Here is a 21976-nt window from a genome sequence, read left to right as displayed (position 1 = left end):
GAAAGGCGCCTTGACCCTGACACCGTGGCGGACCGGAGACTGGCCCCATGGACCTCGATGACTACCGGAACCACTCCCCCTACAGCGACCCCGGTCGGCACGGCGGGCTTCTCGACGCCGTGGCGACCGACATTCCCACAGTGGCGGCGACCGCCCGCAACGTGATCGTCCACTACCGGGCCGGCGGGGTTGACCTGCCCACCGACCGGCTCGATGAGGTCAACTGCCGCTGGGTGGACCGCATCCTGGACACGGACCAGGCCCGTTTTCCCCTGCCACTCACCGCTGAGCGCCCGGCCGTCGACCGGGTGGCCGGCTGCTGCCGGGACCACACGTTGCTCTCGGTGGCGGTGCTGCGCCAACACGGCGTTCCCAGCCGCAGCCGGGTCGGGTTCGCCTCCTACTTCACGCCCGGCTGGCACCACGATCACGTCCTGTTGGAGTACTGGAACGGCCACCGCTGGGTCTGGGCCGACCCGGAGATCGACCCGGCCGGCGACCGGCGGTTCGACGGCTACGACATCGACCCGACGGCCGGGCTCTTCGACTCGGCAGCACGGGTGTGGTCGGCGTACCGGGCCGGGGCGATCGACCCCGACGTCTACGGCGTGGCCCCGGAATCGCCGATCCGCGGTGCCTGGTTCATCCACGACTACGTCATCCAGGAGCTGGCTCACCGGCAGAAGGACGAGCTTTTGCTGTGGGACAGCTTCGGCGCGATGACCGACGACCTCACCGACGCCGACCTCACGCTCGCCGACGAGATCGCCGCCCTGCTGCTCGCCGCCGACGACGGCGACGAGGGCGCGGAGAAGGCGCTCACCGACCGGTACGCGACGGACAGCCGCCTGCGTCCCGGCGCTCAGGTGCGGAGTTTCTCACCGGTCTCCGACACGGTGAGCACCGTCGATCTGCGCCTCAGCCGAACGTGAAGGCGTACGCCTGGGCGCCAGGTTCGTCGAACGTGACCTCCAGGGTCCGCTCCCGGACCGCGCCGTCCTGGCGGACGAGCTGGTAGAGGCGGCCGTCCTGGAGCACGCCGTTGCCGGCCTCGTCGACGTCGACGCCGTGTGACGGGCCGGGAGCGTCGCCGTCGAGGAGCACCCGGAAGGGGATCGACCGTCCCGTCCCGGGGGCCAGCACGAGATGCGCGTCGCGGGCGTGGAACCGGAAGGCGATGCTGCCGCCGGCCCGATCGACCACGACGCTCTCCGACCCGATCGTCCACTCGCCCGCCAGTGCCCACTGGTTGAGGCCCAGGCTCTCCGGCAGCTCGTAGGCGCGGCGTTCGTCGAGCGCGGGGCCGTTCGGCGACGCGAAGTGCTCGCCGCGACTGAACCCGAGGTACGTCTCGGGCGTCCGCAGGTCACCCCAGTCGGCTTCCGCCTCCGGGCCGAGACCCCGCACGGGTACGGGGTCGCGCTCGATGCCGAGCAGTTGCTGGAGAACCTGCTCGGACTGGTCGTAGCGCCCCTCACCGAAGTGCTCGTCGCGGATGACGCCGTCGGTGTCGACGAAGTACAGCGCGGGCCAGTACTGGTTGCCGAGGGCGCGCCAGATCGCGTAGTCGTTGTCGACCGCGACCGGGTAGTCGATCGATCGCGCCGCGACCGCCCGGCGCACCCCGTCGACCTCGTGCTCGAACGAGAACTCCGGCGTGTGCACGCCGACGACGACCAGCCCGTCGTCGCGGTAGGCCTGCGACCAGGCCCGCACGTACGGCTCCTGGCGCAGCCAGTTGATGCAGGTCAGCGTCCAGAAGTTCACCAGCACGACGCGCCCGCGCAGGTCGGCGGGGCCGAGTGGCCCGGAGTTGAGCCACTCGGCCGCCCCGTTCAGCGGGGGCAGGTGCACGGCCATCTAGCGAAGCGACCGGAAGGCGGTGCGAAGCTCCTCCGAGAAGATCTTCGGCTGTTCCCAGGCCGCGAAGTGCCCACCCACGTCGAGCTTGTTGTAGTAGACGAGGTTCGAGTACGCCTGCTCGGCCCAGCTCTGCGGCGCCTCGTACAGCTCGTCGGGAAAGACGCTCACGGCGACCGGGACCTTGACGCCCTTGGCGGCGAAGAACGACAGCTTGTTCTCCGCGTACAGCCGGGACGCGGAGACCGCGGTGTTCGTCAGCCAGTAGAGCGAGATGTTGTCCAGGATGTCGTCGCGGGTGAGGCCGGCCTTGGCCCCGTCGAAGACCTGCGCGATCAGGGCCAGGCTCTTCGCGTCGTGGTCGAGCAGGAAGGACGCCAGGCCGACCGGGGAGTCCGCCAGCCCGGTCAGCGTCTGCGGACGCGTCGCCATCATGAGGGCGTACGCGACGTGCTTCCAGACGTAGTTGACCTCCTCGGCCGCACGCATCTCGTCAGCGGAAAGACCGGACGGCAGCGAGCCCATGGCGTTGTTCGCGCCGGTGGTGTCGCCCTGGAACAACAGGTCGATCTCGGGTGGGACCGCACCGGGCATGTTGGTGTGGATGCCGAGCAGTTCCGCAGGCGCCTGGAGGCCCATCTGGTCCACGATGACCGCGCCCCAGTCGCCGCCCTGCGCGACGAACCGGTTGTAGCCGAGTCGCTTCATCAGCTCGGTCCAGGCGGTCGCGATCTTCTGCGGGTTCCAGCCCGACTCGGTCGGTTTGCCGGAGAAGCCGTGGCCGGGCAGCGAGGGAATCACCAGGTGGAAGGCGTCCGACGCGCTGCCGCCGTGCGCCGTGGGATCGGTCAACGGCTCGATGATCTTCATCTGCTCGATCACCGACCCGGGCCACCCGTGGGTGACGATGAGCGGCAGCGCGTCCTCGTGCTTCGAGCGCACGTGGATGAAGTGGATGTCGACGCCGTCGATGGCGGTCATGAACTGCGGCACGGAGTTCATTCGTGCCTCGACCTTGCGCCAGTCGTACTCCTTTTCCCAATAGCGGGCGACGGCCTGGATCGTTGCGAGTGGCACGCCCTGCGACTGGTCGTCAACCGTTTCCTTGTCCGGCCAGCGGGTGGCCGCGATGCGCCGTTTCAGGTCGTCCAGGTCCGCCTGGGGAATGTCGACCGAGAACGGCCGAATCTCGGTCGTGCCCGGACGGGTCTTGGTTTTGACAGCCATGCGTGTTCCTCTCCGTCTAGGTTTGCGCCTCGCGAGGGGAATCATGGGGTGAAGGCACTGCCCGGACCTGTGCGCCAATTCGAGATGGGCACGCCGCCGCCATATCTCGGAGCCTAGAACGCCGCGCCCCGGGCTCGTGGCGATACGAGCAGTCCCTCACTGGCCCTGCCCGGGCGCGGCGACCGCCTGCTCGGCGGCTCGGCTGATCTGCTCCCAGCCCGCCCAGGTGTCCATCCGTCGGCGGGAGACGTCGAACGCCAGGTCGTACACCATGCTCCCGAGCAGGAGCCGCAGCGGAGGGTCGTCGCTGTCGACCAGACGCAGCAACGCCTCGGCGGCCAGCCGAGGCTCGCTGTCGATCGATCCTTCCGCCCACTGTCGTTCCAGTTCGGCGCGCAGCGGCGCGTAGGCCTCCATCGGGGTGGTGGCGGTCAGACTGGTGTAGAGGTCGGTCCAGTAACCGCCCGGCTGCACGATGCTGAGCTTGATGTCGAAGGCCGCCGCCTCCATTGCCAATGCCTCGCTCATGCCTTCCAGGGCGAATTTGCTGGCGCTGTACATGCCGGTGCTCGGAAAGCCGCCGAGCGCGGCGATGCTGGACACCTGCACGATGTGGCCGGACCGTTGGGCGCGCAGATGCGGCAGCACGGCCTGACTGACCCACAGTGCGCCGAAGAGGTTGACCTCGAACTGGGCTCGCGCCTGCGCCTCGGTGAACTCCTCGACCATTCCCATGGACAGGGTGCCGGCGTTGTTGACGACGATGTCGAGCTGCCCGAAGTGCTCGACGGCGGTGGCCACGGCGGCGAAGACCGCGGCCCGGTCGGTCACGTCGAGGGTCAGGGTGAGCAGCCGGTCGCCGTGCCGCTCGTCGAAGTCGTCCCGGGCGATGGTCCGGGCGGCGGCGACCACCCGGTCACCACGGTCGAGCGCGGCGTCGGTGAAGGCACGGCCCAGGCCGCGGCTGGCGCCGGTGATGAACCAGGTACGCATGTCGGATCTCCACTTCCGTTGAACGAGACGAGACGGTCCGTCTCGTCATGAGGAGGAGATTAGGCCGCCTCGCTGTCGCCGTCAAGACGAGACGGTCCGTCTCGTCGCTGATATCGTGGTGCCCCATGACCCCCAACACGGCCCGCCGGCGAGAGACCTCCCGACGCGCCATCCTCACCGCGGCCTTCGACCTGCTCCAGGAGATCGGGTACGCGAAGGTCAGCATCGAGGGCATCGCCGCGCGCGCCGGCGTCGGCAAACAGACCATCTACCGCTGGTGGCCGTCCAAGGGCGCGGTCATCTTCGACGCCTTCCTCCTGCTCAGCGAGGCCAGCGAGGGCGGTCCGCCGATGCTGCCGGACACCGGCGACCTGGCCGCCGACCTGACCCTGGTGCTCCGCGCCACGGTCGAGGAGATGAACGATCCCCGGTACGAGCAACCCATGCGCGCGCTGGCCACCGAGATCGCGCTCGACCCCGAGCTGGCGGCGGCCTACGCCGAACGTCTGGACGGGCCGCTGAAGGAGGCCAAGCGGCAGCGCCTGCGCAGCGCCCAGCAGGCCGGGCAACTCGCCGAGGACGTCGACCTCGACGTGGCGGTGGACCTGATCTGGGGACCGTTGTTCAGCCGATGGCTGCAACGCAGCGGGCCGCTCACCGCCGCGTACGCCGACCTCGTCGTCACCACCGCCCTCGACGGCTTGCGCCCCCGCCGGCCTGTTTGATCCACTCGACTTCCGTGAAACCGGTCCATCCCGGGCCACCGGACACCCCGCTTTCCTTGTAGCCGAGTGGATCTGGTTGCACCGCGGCGAGCCGGTGCGGCAACATCAGGCGCCGTGGCGGCACCAGGTACGGACCCCGAGAACGACACCAACGGCACCCTCCGGGCGCGTCGGCGGGTCCGGCACTGGTTGGCCGGTGCCGGGGTCACCGCCCTGGCCGCCGTACTCGGCATCACCCTCGCCGTACGCGGTGGTGCCACCCCGGCCTGCGCCGCGCCACCGACCGGCAGCACCGTCCACAAGGCAAAAGCCAGCTTCTACGATGCCGGCCGCTCGGGCGGCAACTGCTCCTTCCCGAGCCCACCGGCGGATCGGCTCTACGTGGCCCTCGGCTCGTCGGCGTACTCCGGGTCCGCGGCCTGCGGCAGCTACCTGGACGTGACCGGCCCGCAGGGCACCGTCCGGGTCATGGTCATGGACCGGTGCGGCGGGTGCGGGTCCGGCAAGATCGACCTGTCCGACGAGGCGTTCGCCAAGATCGCCGACCGGTCGCAGGGCATCGCGCAGGTGACGTACCGGGCGGTGGTGAACCCGCCGCTCGACGGCGGCCTCACCTTTCGGATGAAGGGCGGCGCCTCGCGGTACTGGTTCGCGGTGCAGGTCGGCAACCACGGCAACCCACTCCGCTCGGTCGAGGCCAAGGGGCCCGGCGGCGGCTTCCGCAAGGCAGCCCGCCAGAGCGACAACCACTGGACCGTCGAGGGCGGGCTCGGCCCCGGGCCCTACAGCATCAGGGTCACCGACGTGTACGGACGCCAGGCGACCGCCACCACCATCCGGATGGTCACGAAGCAGGTCCAACGCAGCACGGCCACCCTCGCCAGCGCCTCCCCCACGCCCAGCAGCCCACCCACGGCCCCGCCGACCCCCAGTGCGACGCCCTCGCCGACCCCGACCGAATCGGTCGCACCGACCGTCGAAGCGCTCGCCGGTGCCGCTCCGCTCAACGCCCCCCGCTGCTGACCCGCCCTGCGCCTGGAAGCCTTCAGCGGAACATCCGTTTCACCGACGGCTCTCACTGCCGGGTACCTCTGAGCTGGTAACCCCTCGGCGAAAGAGAGAAGGGACACCCTCCACGGTCCGTTGACATGCGTTTTGGTCGAGTGACAGCGTTGTCATCGACTCATTTCCTCCATATGAGACGAGGAGCGCATCTTGCTCTATCGGAACTCACCCCGTCGCAGCGCGACAGCAGCCGCCGCCGTCGGCATCCTCATCACGGGGCTGGCGCTCGCTCCGTCCGCGCCGGCCCAGGCCAGCCGCCACCAGGCAAAAGACGCAGCCGCACGGTCGGGCGGCGCACGTTTCGAAGTGCTGTCTCCGACCCTGATCCGTACCGAGTACCAGAAGGACGGCAGGTTCACCGACGCCGCCACGTTCAACGCCGTCGGGCGCGACGATTTCCCCCGTACGCGTTTCACGAAGCACGTCGACCACGGCTGGCTCACCCTCGACACCGGCGCGATGACGCTGCGATACCGGGTCGGCTCGGGCGCGTTCACCGCCGACAACCTCACCGTGCAGCTCAAGGCCGGCCAGCAGACCGTGCAGGGCCAACCCTGGGCCGGCCACACCGCCCCGGCCTGCGCGTTCGGCGCGCTCTGCGAGGCCGAATCGCTGCAACTGGCCGGTCCGGGCGTGGCCACCGACCACCAGGGATTCACCGGACGCGGCTTCGCGGCCGGTTTCTCCTCGTCCGGCGACTCGGTCACGTTCGCGCTGGACGCCCCGGAAGGCGGCACGAAGCAGCTCAGCGTCCGCTACGCCAACAGCACCGGCGGCGACGGCCAGAACGTGGACCGCACCCTGACGGTTCAGGTCGACGGCGACGCCGGCCACACGCTGACGCTGCCGCCCACCGCGAACTGGGACACCTGGGGCACGGCCAGCGTGCCGGTCGACCTCACCGCGGGCCGGCACGAGATCAGCGTCGTGCGGGGCGCCAACGACTCCGGCAACGTGAACGTCGACAGCCTCGCGGTGGTCAACCCGGGTGATCCGTTCCCCGCGCCGACCCCGCCCCAGCCGCAACCCCTGCGGTTCGGCACGCTGGGAGAGGCCGAGACCGGCGCGCTGACCGGCGGCGCGAGGCCCGCGAACGACCACAACGGCGCATCCGGTACGGGATTCCTGGCCGGACTGGAAAGCACCACGTCCGCCGACACGCTCACCGTGACGGATGTTCCGTCCGCCGGTGACTACCAGGTGCAGATCCGCTACGCCAACGGCCAGGCCGGCGCCCAGCCGAGCCAGGCGCGCACCATGTCCGTCACCGCGGGCACGGCGACGCCGGTCACGGCGACCCTTCCGCCGACCAGCGGGTGGGACTACTGGAACACCGTTTCCGTCCCGGTCCACCTCGACCGCGGCACCAACACCGTGACGCTGGGGTGCCCCACCGACGCCAGCTGCAACGTCAACGTGGACACGGTCGCCGTCACGAGCAAGGCATCCCCGCTGCTGGCCCCGCACGCACCGCTCGGCGGCTACCGCCGGGGCCTGGACGGCGTCACCGGTTCCGCCCTCACCGCTCCGGGATTGCTCTACCAGGACGGCTGGTACCTGCTCGACGACTCGGCCTCCGCCCTGAGCGACACCAAGCCCCGGCCGGCCGCCGAACAGGACGGCTACGTCTTCGCGTACGGGCAGGACTTCACCCGTGCTCTGCGGGACCTGTCGACCCTGACCGGGCCCACGAAGCTGCTGCCGAAGTGGGCGTACGGGGTGTGGTACTCCGAGTACTACGACCGCACCGCCACCGAGTTCCAGGACCTGGTGTCCCGGGCCAAGGCCGAGGGTGTGCCGCTGGATGTGCTCGTCCTCGACACCGACGTCAAGGCCCCGGACAAGTGGAACGGCTGGAGCATCGACCCCACCCGCATTCCCGACCCGAAGGCGTTCTTCGAGTGGGCCAGGAAGCAGGGCCTGCACACCGGCATCAACATCCACCCGAGCATCCTCGGCTCGGATCCGAAGTTCGCGCAGGCGCAGGCCACCGCGAAGGGCAAGCTCCAGCGCGTCGGCTGCAACGGCGGTCCCGACTGCTACGCGTTCGACTTCGGCGATCCGGACCAGCTCAAGGCGTACATGCAGCTCCACGACGGGATGATCCCGAAGGGCAGCAAGGGCCCGGACCTCTGGTGGCTGGACTGGTGCTGCGACAACACGAAGTCCTCGCTCGCCGGGGTGACCGCGGACGCGTGGATCAACCAGCAGTACGCCGACAAGACCGGCTTCGCGTTCTCCCGGGCGTACGGCTCGTTGCAGGCCGGCGGCTACAGCAGCCCGACCCCGGTGTCGACCGGGCCATGGGCCGACAAGCGCACCACGCTGCACTTCACGGGCGACACCACCTCGGACTGGCAGACCCTTCAGATGGAGGTCGGCTACACGCCGGGCGAGTCCGCCGCGACCGGGCTGGCCGCGGTCAGCCACGACATCGGCGGGCACACCGGCGGCCTCCAGGAGCCGGGCAGCGAACCAGGCAGCACCAAGCTGCCTGACGACCTCTACGCCCGGTGGGTGCAGTTCGGCACGTTCCAACCGATCGACCGGCTGCACTCCAACCACAGCGACCGGCTGCCCTGGCAGTACGGCCCGGAGGCCAACGCGTCGGCCAAGAAGTTCCTGAACCTGCGGAAGGAACTGCTGCCGTACACCTACGCCGCCGCCAAGGAGGCCACCCGCACGGGTACGCCCATCGTCCGCTCGATGTACCTGGCGTACCCGAATGAGCAGGCCGCGTACGCCACCGCCGGTTCCGAATACCTCTACGGTCCGGACTACCTGGTGGCACCGGTGACGACGCCCGGCAACACCGCCACGACCTCGGTGTGGTTCCCGCCGGGCAACAGCTGGACCGACATCTTCACCGGGAAGACGTACCGGGGCGGCACCACGCAGAACATCACCACCACGCTGGACACCATGCCGGTGTTCAAGAAGCACTAGAGGGTTTTGCAGGGATCCGGACACCGGCCGGGTGGGGCAACCCACCCGGCCAGTTCGTTGGCTGGCCGATGGCACGCAGCACGAAGGGCACATCCGATCAACGGCCGATCTCATCGCACCTCGGTGCCAGACTGCCTGGATGACCGAACGCCTTGCGCCTGTCCTCCGGGCCACGGACGCGAACGCCGCCGCTGCCTGGTACTCCCGCCTTGGGTTCGTGAAGCAGTGGGAGCACCGGTTCGCCCCCGACCTGCCGCTCTACGTGAGCATCGCCCGAGGCGATGTGGAGATCCACCTGTCGGAGCACACCGGGGACGCGCGGCCGGACACCCTGTTGTATCTGTACGTCGCCGACATCGACGCTGCGGCGGCTGCGTGCGGCGTGGGTGCGGTCGGACAGAAGGACTGGGGACGTGAGTTCGAGGTGGTCGACCTCGACGGCAATCGGCTCCGCATCGGGGCGCTCCATCGGTGAGCCGAAGGGTGGTTGCGGCGAAGTTCACTCCGTTCCGGGACGCGACTGGACCGATGGAGGGATCCTCCCGCAAGTCATCGATGGCGATACTCGATCAGTCGAGTCGTCCGCAGGATCGAAGGAGCGTCATCGCCAGGGGTGTGGTCAGAGCGACGGCGCTTGCCCGAAAGGAGCACCGGTGAATCAGCCGTACCACGCTGTCGCCGCCTGGCGCGCCGCCGGCGAAGCAGGTGACGCCGCGGCAGCGGTCGCCGCTCTCAGCCCCACAGTCACACTGGTCTCGCCGATCACCGAGCAGTTCGTCTTCCACGGTCGCGAACAGGTACGCGACCTGCTTGAGGTGGCCCTGGCCGCGATCGACGGCATCACCTACACCGACCAGGTAGCCGAGGGCCGTACCGTGGCGCTGTTCTATGAAGCCCAGGTCGGCGACCGACGCCTGTACGAGGCGCAGCGCCTCCGCCTGGATGCGGCCGGCCTGATCACCGAGATCACGCTCTTCGTCCGCCCCCTCCCCGCGCTGACCCGGCTGATGACCAAGCTCGGCCCCGAACTGGCCCGGCGCAACAAACAACCCGGTCTTGCCCGGCTCATCCCACTCGCCGGCGGAATGTTGCACTCGATGGCCGACACCGGGGAGCGGCGCATCATGCCGCGCGCCGCGCCTCGATAGCGGCCCGCCGACGCACCGGTGCCCGCTCACGCCACTATGGAGTGCTTCTCATTCCCACTTCCCGGTGAGCGGGCCGATGGCAGACGGAGATGGCATGATCAGCGGCCTGGTGTCGCCCTGACAGCCGTCAGCTACCGGGCCTGGAAGCTGGCGTGACACGGAGGACCGAAGGTTGACAGACGTGGACGGGTTCTCCTTGCGTGGCGGCATCCGGGTGGTTCCCACAGTCGGGGGCGGTGTTCGTGCGGAGTCTGGCTGGCCGATGGCCAGGCTGCGGGCGGACTCGAACTCCATCACGCTGCGGGAGATCTGGGCCGGAACCCTGGTGATCACCGCCGACAATCTGACTGCGATCCGACGACGGCGAAGCACCGGGTTGGAGTTCGAGGTTGCCGATCATGATGAGTTGTGGACGTTTCAGACACTCAATGTCGATCGACTGATCAACCGCCTTGCGGCACTCGGCTGGGCCGTCGAACGATGACAGCCGCTCCTACCGCGATGGAGCAACAGCGAGGCGGTCTCGACAACCCGTGCGTTGACGGGGCACCCGGCCACGGCAAAGATCAGCGCATGACCGCCGACGACTCTCAGGCGCCTGCCGCGCCTGAGCCGCAACCGCCTCGCGAGATGCCGCTCCGCAAGATGTGGCTCTTTGGCGCATTCGGGGCGGTGGGCGCTGTCGCCGCGTTGGTGATCGCGCCGACGAACCCCGCCGGCTGGATCCTGCTGGCCTCGGTCGGCGGGCTTGCTTGGCTGACACGTGTCGAACTGCGACGGCGCGACGCGGCACAGCCATCAGACGAACGGCCGTAGCGGCGGCCCACCTCGGCGCGTCCGACACAGCGCGCACCGACCAGGTCGCCCGCGAGCGGCCAGCAGCAGCTAGTCGCCGCGAACCTCGCCGGTGTCAGGCAGGTCGAGGTACGCCAGGAGCCGCAAGAGCCCGTTCACGTGCGAGAGGTCGTGCCACAGCGACACGACGTCCTGCGGATCTCGCTGGAGAAGGCCGGACAGCTCTGCGAGATCGTCGCTGGTCTGCCCGCAGTCGATCGCCCGTTCCGGCTCAGGGACCATCGTGAATGCCGCACGAAGATCGACGTTCCAGTAGTAGTCCACGGGGAGCTGTGACAGATCGATCTGAGGACCGAATTGACTCTCCGCCGCGTCCAACAGCATCGAGCACGCTCGGCGCAGGTCCGCGACCCTCAGCACCTCGTCAGCATCGGTCACGCCTCATGATCGCTCGGGACGACGTCAGCTGACCAGTCGATTGAAGATGGACCGGACGGTCCCGGATTCGCTGGACGTAGGGAACACTGGCACAGATGGCCCGACCGGGGAGCCCGCCCTCGCGCGGCTGGAGCTGGGCCCTGCGGCCGGATCTGTTGCGCCGGCTTATGCCGCCGGTGATCCGGTGACCGCCGGCTTGTCGCACCTGTGGAACCAGCTGAGCCACCTGTTGTCCCGATTGCCGTCGTAGACGACGAGCGCCGGCTCTTTCTCGTCACGATCGACCCCGAGTTGCAGGACGTCCGAGGACTCCTTGTTATCGAGCCTGCGGTAGTCGAGGTCCAGGAACGGCCAGCCCTCCGTCGTGACCCGGAAACTCCATCTGCCCGATCCGGAGGTCGGCGCCACGCCGTCGAACTCCGTCCGGATGCGGTACCCATCCACGTAGTTCGGATCACCCAACAACTCGTCCAGGTGAGTCTTCGAGAGTCCAGCAATCTCGAAGGTCTCGTCGGCCTTGAGGGTGAGGATCTCCTGCTCGGAGCCGCACCACACGCCAGGCATGTCCTGCTTCGTGGCCAGCGGCGAGGGCGGCGAGGCGCAGCCCGCGGTGACCACAGCCACGACCGCCAGCATTGCCAGCCAGCGCCGAGCAGGACCCGGGTTCGGCGGCCCACCACGCCCAACCGAACCACGTTCCATCAGGTCTCCTTGCCCAGCGCAACCGCACCACCGTACCGGGCATGATCACGGCAGGTACCGCCGGCTGGTCGGGGCGTCACCGGGACGGAAGCACGTCAGGAAGCACCCGGTCTGATCGTGCTGCGGAAGTGGCGGTGCTCAGAAGCCGTAGCCTGGTGATCGTCGAGGAGGTCGCCGGGTGAACATTTCGTGGAGTGCTACCTCTCCGACCACAGGGAAGTTCGCTTCGGTGGAGCGGTCGGACTTCGCTGGCCTCATTGAGCAGTTCGATGAACTGCGTGCCCAGGGGCGCGGCTACCTCGAAGTACGGGGCGGCACCGCGTTCCCTGTGCTGACGCTCGGGTTCGCGGGCTCTGCGGCGGTCGTCCATCTGATGACGGACGAGGACGCCATGTCCCTCTTGGCCGCCGATGAGCCTGCGGACGCGGATGCGGAAGTACTGATGCTGGACGACCCTGTCGATTTCACTGCGGACTTCATTCTCAACCTCGAACGCGCCTGGCTGGTTGTCGAGGAGTTTGTCCGCACGGGCGATCCTGGTCGGGCGGGAAAGTGGCGCGAGTTCTAGTGATGGCCATGGTGAATCGCTCCTGTTCGCCGGTGCGACGGCCAGCCGGCACGAGGCTTGCTGAGCCACCGCCCAGGGCGTCGTCAGGGCGTCAAACGCCGCCCAATGTTGACCATCAACAACCATCAACAACCATCGACACCCGAACATAGAACCAGCTCAGAACCCTGATCGAGGCTCTGAGCTGATAGGCGACGGACGAGTCGACCTGTACGCCGGATTCTGTGCGCGGCGCGTACCCCAAGGGGTTTGCGCCGGCGGCGGCCATCCATCTCGGCCTGCCGTTGCCGGCAGGCTCCAGCGGCCTACCCGCAGACATCGGGCGGGCAGCCCTCAAGCGTCTGCGCCGGGTCGTCAGCTTGCGTTGACGGCCCTTGCTTGGCCTTGCTCCGGGTGGGGTTTACCTAGCCACCCCGGTCACCCGGGGTGCTGGTGGGCTCTTACCCCACCGTTTCACCCTTACCGTCCCCGTTGGGGTCGGCGGTCTGTTTTCTGTGGCACTGTCCCGCGGGTCGCCCCGGGTTGCCGTTAACAACCACCCTGCCCTGTGGAGTCCGGACGTTCCTCGGCGGCGGGCCTGAGCCCGCCGACGCGACCGCCCGGTCGACTCGTCCGTCGCTCTCCCATCCTAACGACGGACGCTCCGTCGGCACTCCCGCCCCGCCTGGGCAAGATCGCGCAGCTCAACGGCGGTCCGGCGAATGTGTCCCGGGAAGCGGCGGCTAGCCTCGTGGGGCTATGGATCTCTCCCACGCCGCGCTGCTGCTCGCCGCCGGTCTCGCCGCTGGCACGGTCAACGCGGTGGCCGGTGGTGGCTCCCTGATCACCTTCCCGGCGATGATCGCGGTCGGGTTGCCCCCGGTGCCGGCGAACGTCAGCAACTCGGTGGCCGTGTTCCCCGGGTACCTGGCCAGTGTGGCGGGTAGCCGGCAGGATCTGCCGCGTCCGCGGGCGCTGGCCACGCTGGTGCCCACCACCATCGTCGGCACGATCCTCGGGGCGCTGCTGCTGCTGGCCACGCCAGCTCGCGCGTTCGAGCTGGTCGTACCGTTTCTGGTCCTCGGCGCGACCGCGGTCCTGGCTTTCCAGGACCCGCTGCGCCGGCTGGTCGGCCACCCCCGGGATCTGTCGCCCCGCCAGCGGACGGTCGCGGTGCAGACGATGGTCGCGCTCGGCGCGGTGTACGGCGGGTACTTCGGTGCGGCGCTCGGGGTGATGCTGGTCGCCGGGTTGGCGCTGGTGTTGGACGCGACCCTGGCGCGGGTGAGCGCGATCAAGAATCTGCTGTCCGCGGTGGTGGGGTTCACGACGCTGGTGGTATTCGCCCTGTTCGGCCCGGTGAACTGGGCGGCCGTCGCGGTGGTCGCTCCGGCCACGTTGATCGGGGGGTACGCGGGTGCCCGGCTGGTCCGCCGGCTGCCGCCGGTGCTGCTCAAGACGCTGATCGTGGTGTTCGGTACGACGATCGGCCTCTACCTACTCTGGCGCGCGGTGAGCTGACGCCAAGATCCGCGCAAGTTCGGGGAAAGTGCGCGGATCTTGAGGCGGGACAGCGGATCTTGAGGCGGGACAGCGAATCTTGAAACGGGGTGCGCGGATCTTGAGGCGGGGTCAGTAGACCTCGCCGACCGGCTCCTCGGCGGAGCGTTCGCCGTCCGCGGCGGCGCGGTTCCAGCGGGACCAGAGGACACGCTCGCCGTAGCCGGCGGCCATCAGGTGCGCGAAGGCCAGGTAGACCAGCACGCCGACGGCGAGCACCCCGAAGCCGACCCAGAACGGCAGCGACAGCGAGTGCTCGGCGAGCTTGCCGGAGATGATTGGTGCCGGCGCGGCGGCGCCCCAGCGGACCAGGTTGAACGCGCCGGTGGCGACGCGCCGGTCGCTGGAGCCGAGGCCGAGCGCCAGGTCGGTGAGGTTGGCGTTGGCCAGGCCCATGCAGAGTCCGGCGAGCACCAGCACCACGAGGGCTTCGGCGGTGCTGCTGGAGGTGGCGAAGAGGACCATGCAGACCAGTAGCCCGGCGATGGCCACGCCGACGGTCTGCACGGCGCCGATCCGGTGGGCCAGCCGGTGGCCGATCACCATGATGCCGGCGGCCAGGCCGAGCCCCCATCCGGTGAAGGCGAGCCCCAGCGGGATGACGTCCAGGCCGAGGAAGAGCGGCGTGTAGCCGAGCACCACGAAGAACACGAAGTTGTACGCGGCGGTCACCACGCAGAGGGCGATGAACGCCGGCCGGCGGTAGGTGGCGAAGATCTGGCCGACGCGTACCGGGGCCTGGCGGTTGGTGGGCTCGCGGAGCTTGCGGGAGGCCACGCCGAGGGCGAGGACCATGAAGACACCGCAGACGAAGAACGGCAGCCGCCAGCTGATCTCACCGAGCAGGCCGCCGATCAGCGGGCCGACGGCGAAGCCCATGCCCAGGGCGGTCTCGAAGAGGCCGACCACCCACTCCCGGTCGACGGCCAGGTTGACCAGCACCACCATGGCGGTGGCGAAGAACATCGCGTTGCCCAGACCCCAGACGCCTCGCAGCACGGAGAGCTGCACGATGTTGTCGCTGAACGAGGCGAGGATCGCGGCGAGGCCAACCACGGAGACGCCCGTGACGAGCACCGGCTTGAAGCCGAAGCGGCCGCTGGCCAGGGTCGCGGGGATCATGCCAAGGGCCATGACCGCGATGTACGCGGTGAACAGCAGCTCGACCTGCCAGGCGGTGACGCCGATCGCCTCGCCGATGGCGGGCAGGATCGGGTCGACGACGGCGATGCCGGCGATGGCGAGGAAGGCCACCAGCGTGGTGGCGTAGATGGCACTGCGGTTCGGTTCGGAACGCCGATCCACTCCGACTCCTCAGATAGCTGTATCGTACAGGTACTTATCCTGTATCGTACAGCTATGAGCGACGACGACGAGATCACCCTCGGCCGCATCGAGACCGAGGTCGCCCTGCTGATGCGCTTCGGCGAGGCGACCCGGCGGGCCACCGGCACCGCCGAGCACCGGGTGCTCGACCGGGCGGCGTACGTGATCCTGCGTCACCTGGACACCGCCGGCCCGCAGAACGTCTCCGCGCTCGCCGCCCGACTCAACCTGGACGGCTCGACCGTCACCCGGCAGGTGTCCGCGCTGCAACGCGACGGCCTCATCGTGCGCGCCCCCGACCCGACGGACGGCCGCGGCACGGTCATCTCCCCCACCCCGGCCGGGCTCCAGCGGATGGCCGCCGTGCAGAACGCCCGCACGCGGCTCTACGGCGACATGCTGGCCGACTGGAGCACCGAGGACCGCACCACCCTGGCAACCCTGCTGGGCCGCCTCAACCAGGCCCTGGTGAACCGCAACCGCCCCCGCTAACCCAAACCCCGAAACCCCACCCCACCCCTCGGTCGATCATGGAGTTGTGATGGGGGACGACCGGCGTGAATCGCCATCACCCGGGCACCACAACTCCATGATCGACACGAGAGGGCGGAGACTCCCCTCGTACCCGAGGTCAGGCGACCGGCTCCCGGGCGGAGTCGGCGTCGCGGTCGGGGCCGGCGGTGACGCGCGGGTCGCCCTCGTCGGCGAAGTAGTCGTCCGGCGTCGTGCCGTCGACTCCCTCGTCCACCTTCGCGGCCCGCAGGGCCAGCGTCACCAGTGCCGCGACGGCCAGGTTGACGGCCACCGCCACGATGCCGACGTAGATCGTCCTGGTGGTGTCGAACCCGAACTCCGACAGCGGGAACGCCGAGCCACCGAAGTGCTTCCGGGTCGGGCTGGCCACCTGGTAGAGCATCCACATGCCCAACCCCATGCCGATCGCCCAGCCGACGATCAGGCCGGTGCGGTGGAACCAGCGGGTGTAGAGACCCAGCGCCACCGCCGGCAGCGTCTGGAGGATGATCACGCCACCGATCAGCTGGAGGTCGATGGAGAACTGCGGGTCGAGGAAGACGATGCAGGCCACCGCGCCGACCTTCACCACCAGCGAGGTGATCTTCGAGACGTTCGCCTCCTGGGCCGGGGAGGCATCCCGCTTCAGGTACTCCTTGTAGATGTTGCGGGTGAACAGGTTCGCCGCCGCGATCGACATGATCGCCGCGGGCACCAGCGCGCCGATGCCGATCGCCGCGTACGCGACGCCGGCGAACCAGTCCGGGAACTGCTGGTCGAACAGCAGCGGCACGATGGTGTTGTTGTCCACCGAACCGGCCGAGTTGCCGGGCAGCGGCTTCACCCCGGCCGCGATGGCCATGTAGCCGAGCAGCGCGATCAGCCCGAGCAGCAGGCTGTACGCCGGCAGCGCCGACATGTTCCGCTTGATCACGTCGCGGTTCCGGCTGGCCAGCACACCGGTGATGCTGTGCGGGTAGAGGAAGAGCGCCAACGCCGAGCCGAGCGCCAGTGTCACGTACTGGAGCTGGTTGTTGCCGTTGAGCAGGATGCCGTCGTTCGGGTTGGGCGAGGCGTCGAACTTCGCGTCCGCGGCGGCGAAGATGTCACCCCAACCGCCCAGCTTGTACGGCAGGTAGATGACCGCCACCAGGATGACGATGTAGATCAGGCTGTCCTTGACGAACGCGATCAGCGCCGGTGCCCGCAGCCCCGACTGGTAGGTGTACGCGGCCAGGATGGCGAACGCGATGATGATCGGCAGGTGCCGGGCCAGCGCGTTGTCGCCGGTGACCCCCATCGTCTTGAGTACCGCCTCGATGCCGATCAGCTGCAAGGCGATGTACGGCATGGTGGCGACGATGCCGGTGATCGCGATCAGCAGTGCCAGCACCGGTGAGTCGAACCGGTTGCGGACGAAGTCGGCGGGAGTGACGAACCCGTGGCGGTGCGACACCGACCAGAGCCGGACCAGCACCAGGAACACCAGCGGGTAGATCACGATGGTGTACGGCACGGCGAAGAACCCGGCCGCTCCGGCACCGAACATCAGCGCCGGCACCGCCACGAAGGTGTACGCCGTGTAGAGGTCACCGCCGACGAGGAACCAGGTGATCCAGCCGCCGAAGCTGCGGCCGCCCAACCCCCACTCGTCCAGGTGCGCCATGTCCTTCGGCGCCCGCCAGCGGGCGGCCACGAAGCCCATCACGCTCACCAGCAGGAACAGGAACGAGAAGACGATGATCTCAGTGAGATGGTCGCGCCACATCAGGATCCACCCCGCTTCTTCGTCATCTGGTAAACCAGCGTCGTGGTGCCGACGCCGAGCAGGATGAACGCCAGTTGCAGCCAGTAGAAGCGCGGAAAGCCGAAGACCCGGGGCGAGTCGCCATTGAAGAAGACCGGGATCAGCGGCACCACGATGGGAATGAAGAGCAACCAGTTCCAGGGGCTGTGGTCCTTCGCCCTGGTCGGCGCCGTGGTCGGCGCCTCCGGTTCCGGTGCAGCCATCTGACACACCTCCGGGGAGTCGTGGCTCTCGATGTAACGGCCGGAGGCTACGACTCTGTGACGGCGGTCACCCGACCCGCCCGGAGGGTGCTGCGCCGAACGGCCGACCGGCTGCGCCGAACGGCGGCCCGGCCGTCCTGACGGATGAGCGGGTGCACCGGCCGACGACGGCGCGGGGCCCGGGTGCGGTCGGCACCCGGGCCCCACATCGGCCGATCGACGGCTCACCCGGTCGGGGTCACCGCTGCGCCGCCCACAGCACGGCTCGGCCGAGCTGCGACTGCAAACCCTTCGGGTGCAGGCGGAACGTCGGGTCGGTGCCGAACAGCACCACGCCGTTTCCGGCAGCGGAGACGCCCCGCACGATGCTGGCCTGGTTGGCCGCCGCCACCTGCCCGTTGGTGCCGTCGGCGGCCCACCAGCCGGCGAGCAACGGGTCGGCGGCGTACGACTGCTCGACCTCGACGCCTGCGCCCAGGTCGGTGAACCAGACGGGCTGGCTGATGAACGCGTGCGGGATGGCGGAGGTGGTGACCGGTCCCCCGTTGTTCACGATGTTGGCCACCCCGCTGGCCAGGCTCGGCGCCGCGGTGGCGGTCACCGTCAGCAGCCCGGCGGCGTTGCTGAGGGACGCCCCGGCGGTGCCCAGGCCGACCAGGCCACCGCCCCGGGTGAGGAAACGGTCCAGGGCGGCCCGGTTCTCGGCGGTCAGGGTCGCCAGGTTGACGTTGTTGGCGACCAGCAGCACGTCGACGTCGTCGGTCAGCGCGCCGACCAGCGTCGCGGCGGTCAGCTCCCGGCCCTCGAAGCCGAGGTCGGCGAGGGTGTCGCGCTCCTCGACCGTACCGAGGTAGCCGACCACGACCCGGTCCAGCGGGGTGCCCTGCCAACGGGCCGGCGCGCGTTCGAAGCTGACCGCGTGGGCGCGGACCTCGGCGGCGGCCAGCTTGCGGTTGGCCGGGGTGCCGGGAACGACCACCGACCCGTCGGCGAGCCGGTGGACCGTGACGCCCTTGGCGAGCAGCGAGTTCACGGCGAGCAGGTCGGCCGCGTCGCGCAGGTCCAGGCGCAGGTCGGACCGGCCGGCGGGCAGCGTGCCCTCGGCCCGCCCGTCGTAGGTCCGCTCCAGGCGTACCCGGGGAAGGTTGTTGTCCCACACGGTGTCCACGGTGGCGCCCCAGGTGAGCCCCTGACTCCAGGCGGCCGGGCCCGCGTACAGGTCGTTCACCCGGTCGGTGATGTCGGCACCCGGTTCGAGCAGCGAGCTGACCAGGCCGCGCTTGGGTTGGTGCAGGTCCACGACGTACGAGCCGGCCTGGTAGCGCTTACCGCCGGCGGTGAACGGCGTCTTCGCCCGCCACACCCGACCACCGCTGTCGATCAGCAGGTCGACCAGGCGTGCCGCGGCCGGCTCGGACCGCTGCCCGGTGCCACTCGGGATGACGTACGCCCGGGGGAAGGTGGTGTGGTAGTTGTCCTCCGGACCCCAGCCCGGCACATAGCCGTCGGGGATGTCACGCAACGGCTCACCGGCCAGGCCCCGGCGGTAGACCTCGGCCTGGTCGTGCAGCACCTCGGCGCGGTGCTCCTGGATGTAGCGCAGCGAGGTGCGGATGGCCACCTCGTGCACGTCGGTGTTGATACCGGAGCGCCGGACCCGCTCGGCGGGGGTGAGCGTGCTGCCGCGCGGGTTCAGCGGGGCCTCGATCGTGTACGGGATGCTGCTCTGGAGCATGGCGAAGGACGGCACGTAGATCGGTGGGAAGTCGTCCCACACTCCCGGTTCGTCGTCGCGGAAGGGGATCCGGGCCTGCTGGGTCTCGGCGTACCCGAGGCCGCGCAGGTCCGCCTCGATCGCCAACGCGTTGGGCAGGCCGTGCTTGATGTACAGGTCGTACTCGTTGTTGACGTTGTGCGGCGGGGTGCTGGGGTGCAACAGAGTCGGGTTGACGTAGCCGTGCAGGTCCAGCGTGATGATCGGCTTCGTGTCGATGATCAGGTCGCGGATCAGGTTGGTCTCGGGCTGCGCGACGATCGTCAGGTCACGGTTGAGGTCGTAGCCGGCCGAGTTGGCCCGGGTGCCGGCGACCCGACCGTCCGGGTTCGAGGTGATGTTGAAGACCAGGCGGTTGCGCCGCAGTAACTCGGCGACCTGCGGGCTGCTGTCGGTGGCGAACTCCTCGATGACCCGCAGCGCCGCGTCGGTGCCCTCCCACTCGTTGCCGTGGATGTTGGCGTTGACGAAGAGTGGGGTCTTGTAGCCGGCCAGCAACCTCCGGTCCCGTTGCGCCCGGGCCGGTTCGTCCTCGATGAGCCGTTTCCAGGTCTCCTGCTGCCGTGCCTCGGCGCGACTCTCCGGCGCGGTCACGGTGACCGCGTACAGGTCGTGGCCACCGGCGGACTTCCCGGCGACCCGGGCGGAGACCCGGTCGCTGGCCCGCTGGAGCGCGTTCAGCTTCGGCGCGATCTCGTCGTACGGGATCACACCGATCGCGATGGAGGCGTCGGCCGGGTTGTCCGGCCAGATCGGGAGGGTGCTCTGCCGGGGATAACCCCGAACGTCGGAGAGGTCGACGGGGGCCGACGGCACCGTGGGCAGGGCGCTGGCGGACACCGGCCCGGTCAGAGCCACGGTCGCGAGCAGCGCGGCGCTCACCGCGGTCGCGGTGAGGCGGGCGAGAGGTCTTGCGGACAGCATGGGGGGATCTCCTGTCGGAGGGGTACGCGCAGGCGAAGGCGCCGCCGGGCCGGAGACCAGCGGGATGGGAGACGCCTGAAGCGTGCGAGGGAGGGAGGGACCCGGCGTCAGATGGAGCGTCGACAGGCCGCGCTGGCGACGCGCAGGAGGTCGATGTGACCCCGCTTCGTCAGATGAACGCTTCGCACGAAACGATCGTGAAGCGGGGTCCATCCACTGTCAACACTTTCCCCACAGGTTCGGGCCCTCGACCCAAAACCCTCCCGACAGATGGGAATTACTCGATCTTCGCGAGGTGGGCGGTGTCGTTGACCGTGCGGACGGCGACGCCGCCGTCGGGCCACATGTCGAGCACCGAGATGCCGGCCGCGTCCAGGAAGAGCCGGTGCAGGAACCCGTCGCCGGCGGCGAGCGCGTCGCGCAGCACCAGCTTGATCGGCGAGACGTGCGAGACCACCACCACGGTCTCCCCGGGGTACGCGGTGAGCAGCCCGGTGACGACGCGGTGCGCGCGTTCGGCGACGTGGGTGAACGACTCCCCGCCCGGCGGGGCGATCCGGGGTGAGGCCAGCCAGGCGTCCATCTCCCCCGGCCACTGCTCACGGACCTCGGTGAAGGTGCGACCCTCCCACTGGCCGAAGTCGCACTCGATCAGGTCGTCCTCGGTGCGCACCGGCACGTCACCGTCGAGCGCTTCGACGATCGACGCCGCGGTGGCCGTACACCGGGACAGCGGTGAGCTGAGCACGGCCCCGACGGACGGGGCCAGCTCGGCCACCCGGGCGCCGGTGGCGCGGGCCTGCGCGCGGCCCTGCTCGGAGAGCGGCACGTCGCCGCGGCCGGAGTAGCGCCGCTGCTCGGTGTACTCGGTCTCGCCGTGCCGGACCAGGATCAGCCGGGTGGCCGTGAAGCTCGGCCGGGGCTCCCACGACGCCGGCGCTGTCGCCGGGTCACTGCCGGTCGCGGGCGTCGCCGGAGGTCGGCCCGCCGCCGGGGCCGACGGGGGCCGGCCGGCGGCGGCGTCCATGGCGGCGTTGGCGAGCGCGTCGGCGTGCCGGTTCTGCTCGCGGGGGATCCAGGTGAACCGGACCGCGGTGAACCGGCCCACCAGCCCGGCCGCCTGCGCGGCGAGGGGCCGCAGGCCCGGGTGCTTGATCTGCCAGCGGCCGCACATCTGCTCGACCACCAGCTTGGAGTCCATCCGGACGTCCACCTCGGCGGCGCCCAGCTCGGCGGCGGCGGTCAGCCCGGCGATGAGCCCCTGGTACTCGGCGACGTTGTTGGTCGCCGTGCCGAGCGACTCGGAGCGCTCGGCGAGCACCTCGCCGGTCTCCGCGTCACGCACGACCGCGCCGTAGCCGGCGGGGCCGGGATTGCCCCGGGACCCGCCGTCGGCCTCGACGCTGACCACCCGCGGTGCCAC

General features: G+C 69.6%; 22 protein-coding genes and 1 other RNA gene. 11 read left to right on the top strand and 12 right to left on the bottom strand.

Translation table 11 applies throughout. The annotated features are described in order from the left end of the window. Positions 1-47: 47 nt before the first annotated feature. The gene (locus tag LADH09A_RS22900; protein ID WP_238647516.1) at positions 48-932 is read left to right on the top strand and encodes a transglutaminase-like domain-containing protein; all 885 of its coding nucleotides are present in this window, start codon (positions 48-50) and stop codon (positions 930-932) included. Here the strand turns inward: LADH09A_RS22900 and LADH09A_RS22895 are convergent. The 3 genes from LADH09A_RS22895 to LADH09A_RS22885 all read right to left on the bottom strand — a co-directional run bounded on the left by LADH09A_RS22895 (position 919) and on the right by LADH09A_RS22885 (position 4080). Continuing rightward, a complete protein-coding gene (locus LADH09A_RS22895) occupies positions 919-1860 on the bottom strand; it encodes a redoxin family protein (RefSeq protein ID WP_238647515.1) in 942 nt (313 codons plus the stop codon). The two genes, LADH09A_RS22900 and LADH09A_RS22895, sit on opposite strands and share 14 nt — an antisense overlap. Then, positions 1861-3087, bottom strand: coding sequence for an epoxide hydrolase family protein (locus tag LADH09A_RS22890; RefSeq protein WP_238647514.1), 1227 nt, complete (start codon positions 3085-3087; stop codon positions 1861-1863). 156 nt (positions 3088-3243) lie between these two features. Further along, positions 3244-4080 carry an SDR family oxidoreductase gene (locus LADH09A_RS22885; RefSeq protein ID WP_238647513.1) on the bottom strand — a complete coding sequence of 279 codons (837 nt, stop codon included), beginning with the start codon at positions 4078-4080 and terminating at the stop codon, positions 3244-3246. 125 nt (positions 4081-4205) lie between these two features. Here LADH09A_RS22885 and LADH09A_RS22880 point away from each other — a divergent pair, with 125 nt between their 5' ends. The 7 genes from LADH09A_RS22880 to LADH09A_RS22850 all read left to right on the top strand — a co-directional run bounded on the left by LADH09A_RS22880 (position 4206) and on the right by LADH09A_RS22850 (position 10780). Continuing rightward, positions 4206-4805: a TetR/AcrR family transcriptional regulator gene (locus LADH09A_RS22880; RefSeq protein ID WP_238647512.1), complete on the top strand. Its 600-nt coding sequence runs from the start codon at positions 4206-4208 to the stop codon at positions 4803-4805. A 114-nt stretch (positions 4806-4919) separates the two neighbouring features. Continuing rightward, positions 4920-5828, top strand: coding sequence for an expansin EXLX1 family cellulose-binding protein (locus tag LADH09A_RS22875; RefSeq protein ID WP_238647511.1), 909 nt, complete (start codon positions 4920-4922; stop codon positions 5826-5828). Positions 5829-6176: 348 nt separating this feature from the next. Then, positions 6177-8816, top strand: coding sequence for a TIM-barrel domain-containing protein (locus LADH09A_RS22870; RefSeq protein ID WP_238647510.1), 2640 nt, complete (start codon positions 6177-6179; stop codon positions 8814-8816). Positions 8817-8955: 139 nt separating this feature from the next. Beyond that, positions 8956-9291, top strand: a complete 336-nt coding sequence (locus tag LADH09A_RS22865) for a glyoxalase superfamily protein (protein WP_238647509.1) — start codon at positions 8956-8958, stop codon at positions 9289-9291. Between the two features lie 178 nt (positions 9292-9469). Beyond that, positions 9470-9964 carry a nuclear transport factor 2 family protein gene (locus LADH09A_RS31995; protein WP_238647508.1) on the top strand — a complete coding sequence of 165 codons (495 nt, stop codon included), beginning with the start codon at positions 9470-9472 and terminating at the stop codon, positions 9962-9964. 181 nt (positions 9965-10145) lie between these two features. Continuing rightward, positions 10146-10448: a hypothetical protein gene (locus tag LADH09A_RS22855; protein WP_238647507.1), complete on the top strand. Its 303-nt coding sequence runs from the start codon at positions 10146-10148 to the stop codon at positions 10446-10448. An 89-nt stretch (positions 10449-10537) separates the two neighbouring features. Next, positions 10538-10780, top strand: coding sequence for a hypothetical protein (locus LADH09A_RS22850; protein ID WP_238647506.1), 243 nt, complete (start codon positions 10538-10540; stop codon positions 10778-10780). Between the two features lie 69 nt (positions 10781-10849). Here the strand turns inward: LADH09A_RS22850 and LADH09A_RS22845 are convergent, their stop codons facing one another. Both LADH09A_RS22845 and LADH09A_RS22840 read right to left on the bottom strand, forming a co-directional pair. Further along, positions 10850-11197: a hypothetical protein gene (locus LADH09A_RS22845; RefSeq protein WP_238647505.1), complete on the bottom strand. Its 348-nt coding sequence runs from the start codon at positions 11195-11197 to the stop codon at positions 10850-10852. A gap of 165 nt (positions 11198-11362) precedes the next feature. Continuing rightward, positions 11363-11821 carry a hypothetical protein gene (locus LADH09A_RS22840; protein ID WP_238647504.1) on the bottom strand — a complete coding sequence of 153 codons (459 nt, stop codon included), beginning with the start codon at positions 11819-11821 and terminating at the stop codon, positions 11363-11365. 256 nt (positions 11822-12077) lie between these two features. On the opposite strand from LADH09A_RS22840, the gene LADH09A_RS22835 reads away from it, so the two are divergent. Beyond that, entirely contained in the window at positions 12078-12467 is a 390-nt protein-coding gene (locus tag LADH09A_RS22835; RefSeq protein ID WP_238647503.1) for a hypothetical protein, read from the top strand. 195 nt (positions 12468-12662) lie between these two features. On the opposite strand, the gene rnpB is transcribed toward LADH09A_RS22835, so the two are convergent. Continuing rightward, positions 12663-13078: RNase P RNA component class A (rnpB, locus tag LADH09A_RS22830), an RNA gene on the bottom strand. 127 nt (positions 13079-13205) lie between these two features. Here rnpB and LADH09A_RS22825 point away from each other — a divergent pair. Next, the gene (locus LADH09A_RS22825) at positions 13206-13967 is read left to right on the top strand and encodes a sulfite exporter TauE/SafE family protein (protein ID WP_238647502.1); all 762 of its coding nucleotides are present in this window, start codon (positions 13206-13208) and stop codon (positions 13965-13967) included. Positions 13968-14078: 111 nt separating this feature from the next. Here the strand turns inward: LADH09A_RS22825 and LADH09A_RS22820 are convergent, their stop codons facing one another. Further along, on the bottom strand, positions 14079-15311 hold the full coding sequence (locus LADH09A_RS22820) for an MFS transporter (protein WP_238647501.1): 1233 nt from the start codon (positions 15309-15311) through the stop codon (positions 14079-14081). 54 nt (positions 15312-15365) lie between these two features. Between LADH09A_RS22820 and LADH09A_RS22815 the strand changes: the two genes are divergently transcribed. Next, the gene (locus tag LADH09A_RS22815; RefSeq protein ID WP_238647500.1) at positions 15366-15824 is read left to right on the top strand and encodes a MarR family winged helix-turn-helix transcriptional regulator; all 459 of its coding nucleotides are present in this window, start codon (positions 15366-15368) and stop codon (positions 15822-15824) included. Between the two features lie 139 nt (positions 15825-15963). On the opposite strand, the gene mctP is transcribed toward LADH09A_RS22815, so the two are convergent. The 5 genes from mctP to LADH09A_RS22795 form a co-directional block, all read right to left on the bottom strand. Then, positions 15964-17613 carry a monocarboxylate uptake permease MctP gene (gene mctP / locus LADH09A_RS22810; protein WP_238647499.1) on the bottom strand — a complete coding sequence of 550 codons (1650 nt, stop codon included), beginning with the start codon at positions 17611-17613 and terminating at the stop codon, positions 15964-15966. Beyond that, positions 17613-17855, bottom strand: coding sequence for a DUF3311 domain-containing protein (locus LADH09A_RS22805; protein ID WP_238647498.1), 243 nt, complete (start codon positions 17853-17855; stop codon positions 17613-17615). The genes mctP and LADH09A_RS22805 overlap by 1 nt, the downstream gene beginning before the upstream one ends. A 238-nt stretch (positions 17856-18093) precedes the next feature. After that, complete coding sequence (locus LADH09A_RS22800) at positions 18094-20553, bottom strand: M14 family zinc carboxypeptidase (protein ID WP_238647497.1); 2460 nt, start codon at positions 20551-20553, stop codon at positions 18094-18096. Positions 20554-20660: 107 nt separating this feature from the next. Beyond that, positions 20661-20741 (bottom strand): putative leader peptide, encoded by an 81-nt coding sequence (locus LADH09A_RS32125; RefSeq protein WP_350874228.1) that lies wholly within the window; start codon positions 20739-20741, stop codon positions 20661-20663. 89 nt (positions 20742-20830) lie between these two features. Beyond that, complete coding sequence (locus tag LADH09A_RS22795; RefSeq protein WP_238647496.1) at positions 20831-21976, bottom strand: bifunctional RNase H/acid phosphatase; 1146 nt, start codon at positions 21974-21976, stop codon at positions 20831-20833.

Origin of the sequence: Micromonospora cabrerizensis (genome assembly GCF_022230955.1) — a bacterium.
Taxonomy (GTDB): Bacteria; Actinomycetota; Actinomycetes; order Mycobacteriales; family Micromonosporaceae; genus Micromonospora; species Micromonospora cabrerizensis.
Note: the sequence above shows the minus strand (reverse complement) of the source record. Positions and strands in the feature narration are given on the sequence as shown.

What these genes read in the sequence shown, in the direction of transcription:
- LADH09A_RS22900 (WP_238647516.1), top strand. Translation starts at nt 48, where the DNA reads ATGGACCTCGATGACTACCGGAACCACTCCCCCTACAGCGACCCCGGT.
- LADH09A_RS22895 (WP_238647515.1), bottom strand. Translation starts at nt 1,860, where the DNA reads ATGGCCGTGCACCTGCCCCCGCTGAACGGGGCGGCCGAGTGGCTCAAC.
- LADH09A_RS22890 (WP_238647514.1), bottom strand. Translation starts at nt 3,087, where the DNA reads ATGGCTGTCAAAACCAAGACCCGTCCGGGCACGACCGAGATTCGGCCG.
- LADH09A_RS22885 (WP_238647513.1), bottom strand. Translation starts at nt 4,080, where the DNA reads ATGCGTACCTGGTTCATCACCGGCGCCAGCCGCGGCCTGGGCCGTGCC.
- LADH09A_RS22880 (WP_238647512.1), top strand. Translation starts at nt 4,206, where the DNA reads ATGACCCCCAACACGGCCCGCCGGCGAGAGACCTCCCGACGCGCCATC.
- LADH09A_RS22865 (WP_238647509.1), top strand. Translation starts at nt 8,956, where the DNA reads ATGACCGAACGCCTTGCGCCTGTCCTCCGGGCCACGGACGCGAACGCC.
- LADH09A_RS22850 (WP_238647506.1), top strand. Translation starts at nt 10,538, where the DNA reads ATGACCGCCGACGACTCTCAGGCGCCTGCCGCGCCTGAGCCGCAACCG.
- LADH09A_RS22825 (WP_238647502.1), top strand. Translation starts at nt 13,206, where the DNA reads ATGGATCTCTCCCACGCCGCGCTGCTGCTCGCCGCCGGTCTCGCCGCT.
- LADH09A_RS22815 (WP_238647500.1), top strand. Translation starts at nt 15,366, where the DNA reads ATGAGCGACGACGACGAGATCACCCTCGGCCGCATCGAGACCGAGGTC.
- mctP (WP_238647499.1), bottom strand. Translation starts at nt 17,613, where the DNA reads ATGTGGCGCGACCATCTCACTGAGATCATCGTCTTCTCGTTCCTGTTC.
- LADH09A_RS22805 (WP_238647498.1), bottom strand. Translation starts at nt 17,855, where the DNA reads ATGGCTGCACCGGAACCGGAGGCGCCGACCACGGCGCCGACCAGGGCG.
- LADH09A_RS22800 (WP_238647497.1), bottom strand. Translation starts at nt 20,553, where the DNA reads ATGCTGTCCGCAAGACCTCTCGCCCGCCTCACCGCGACCGCGGTGAGC.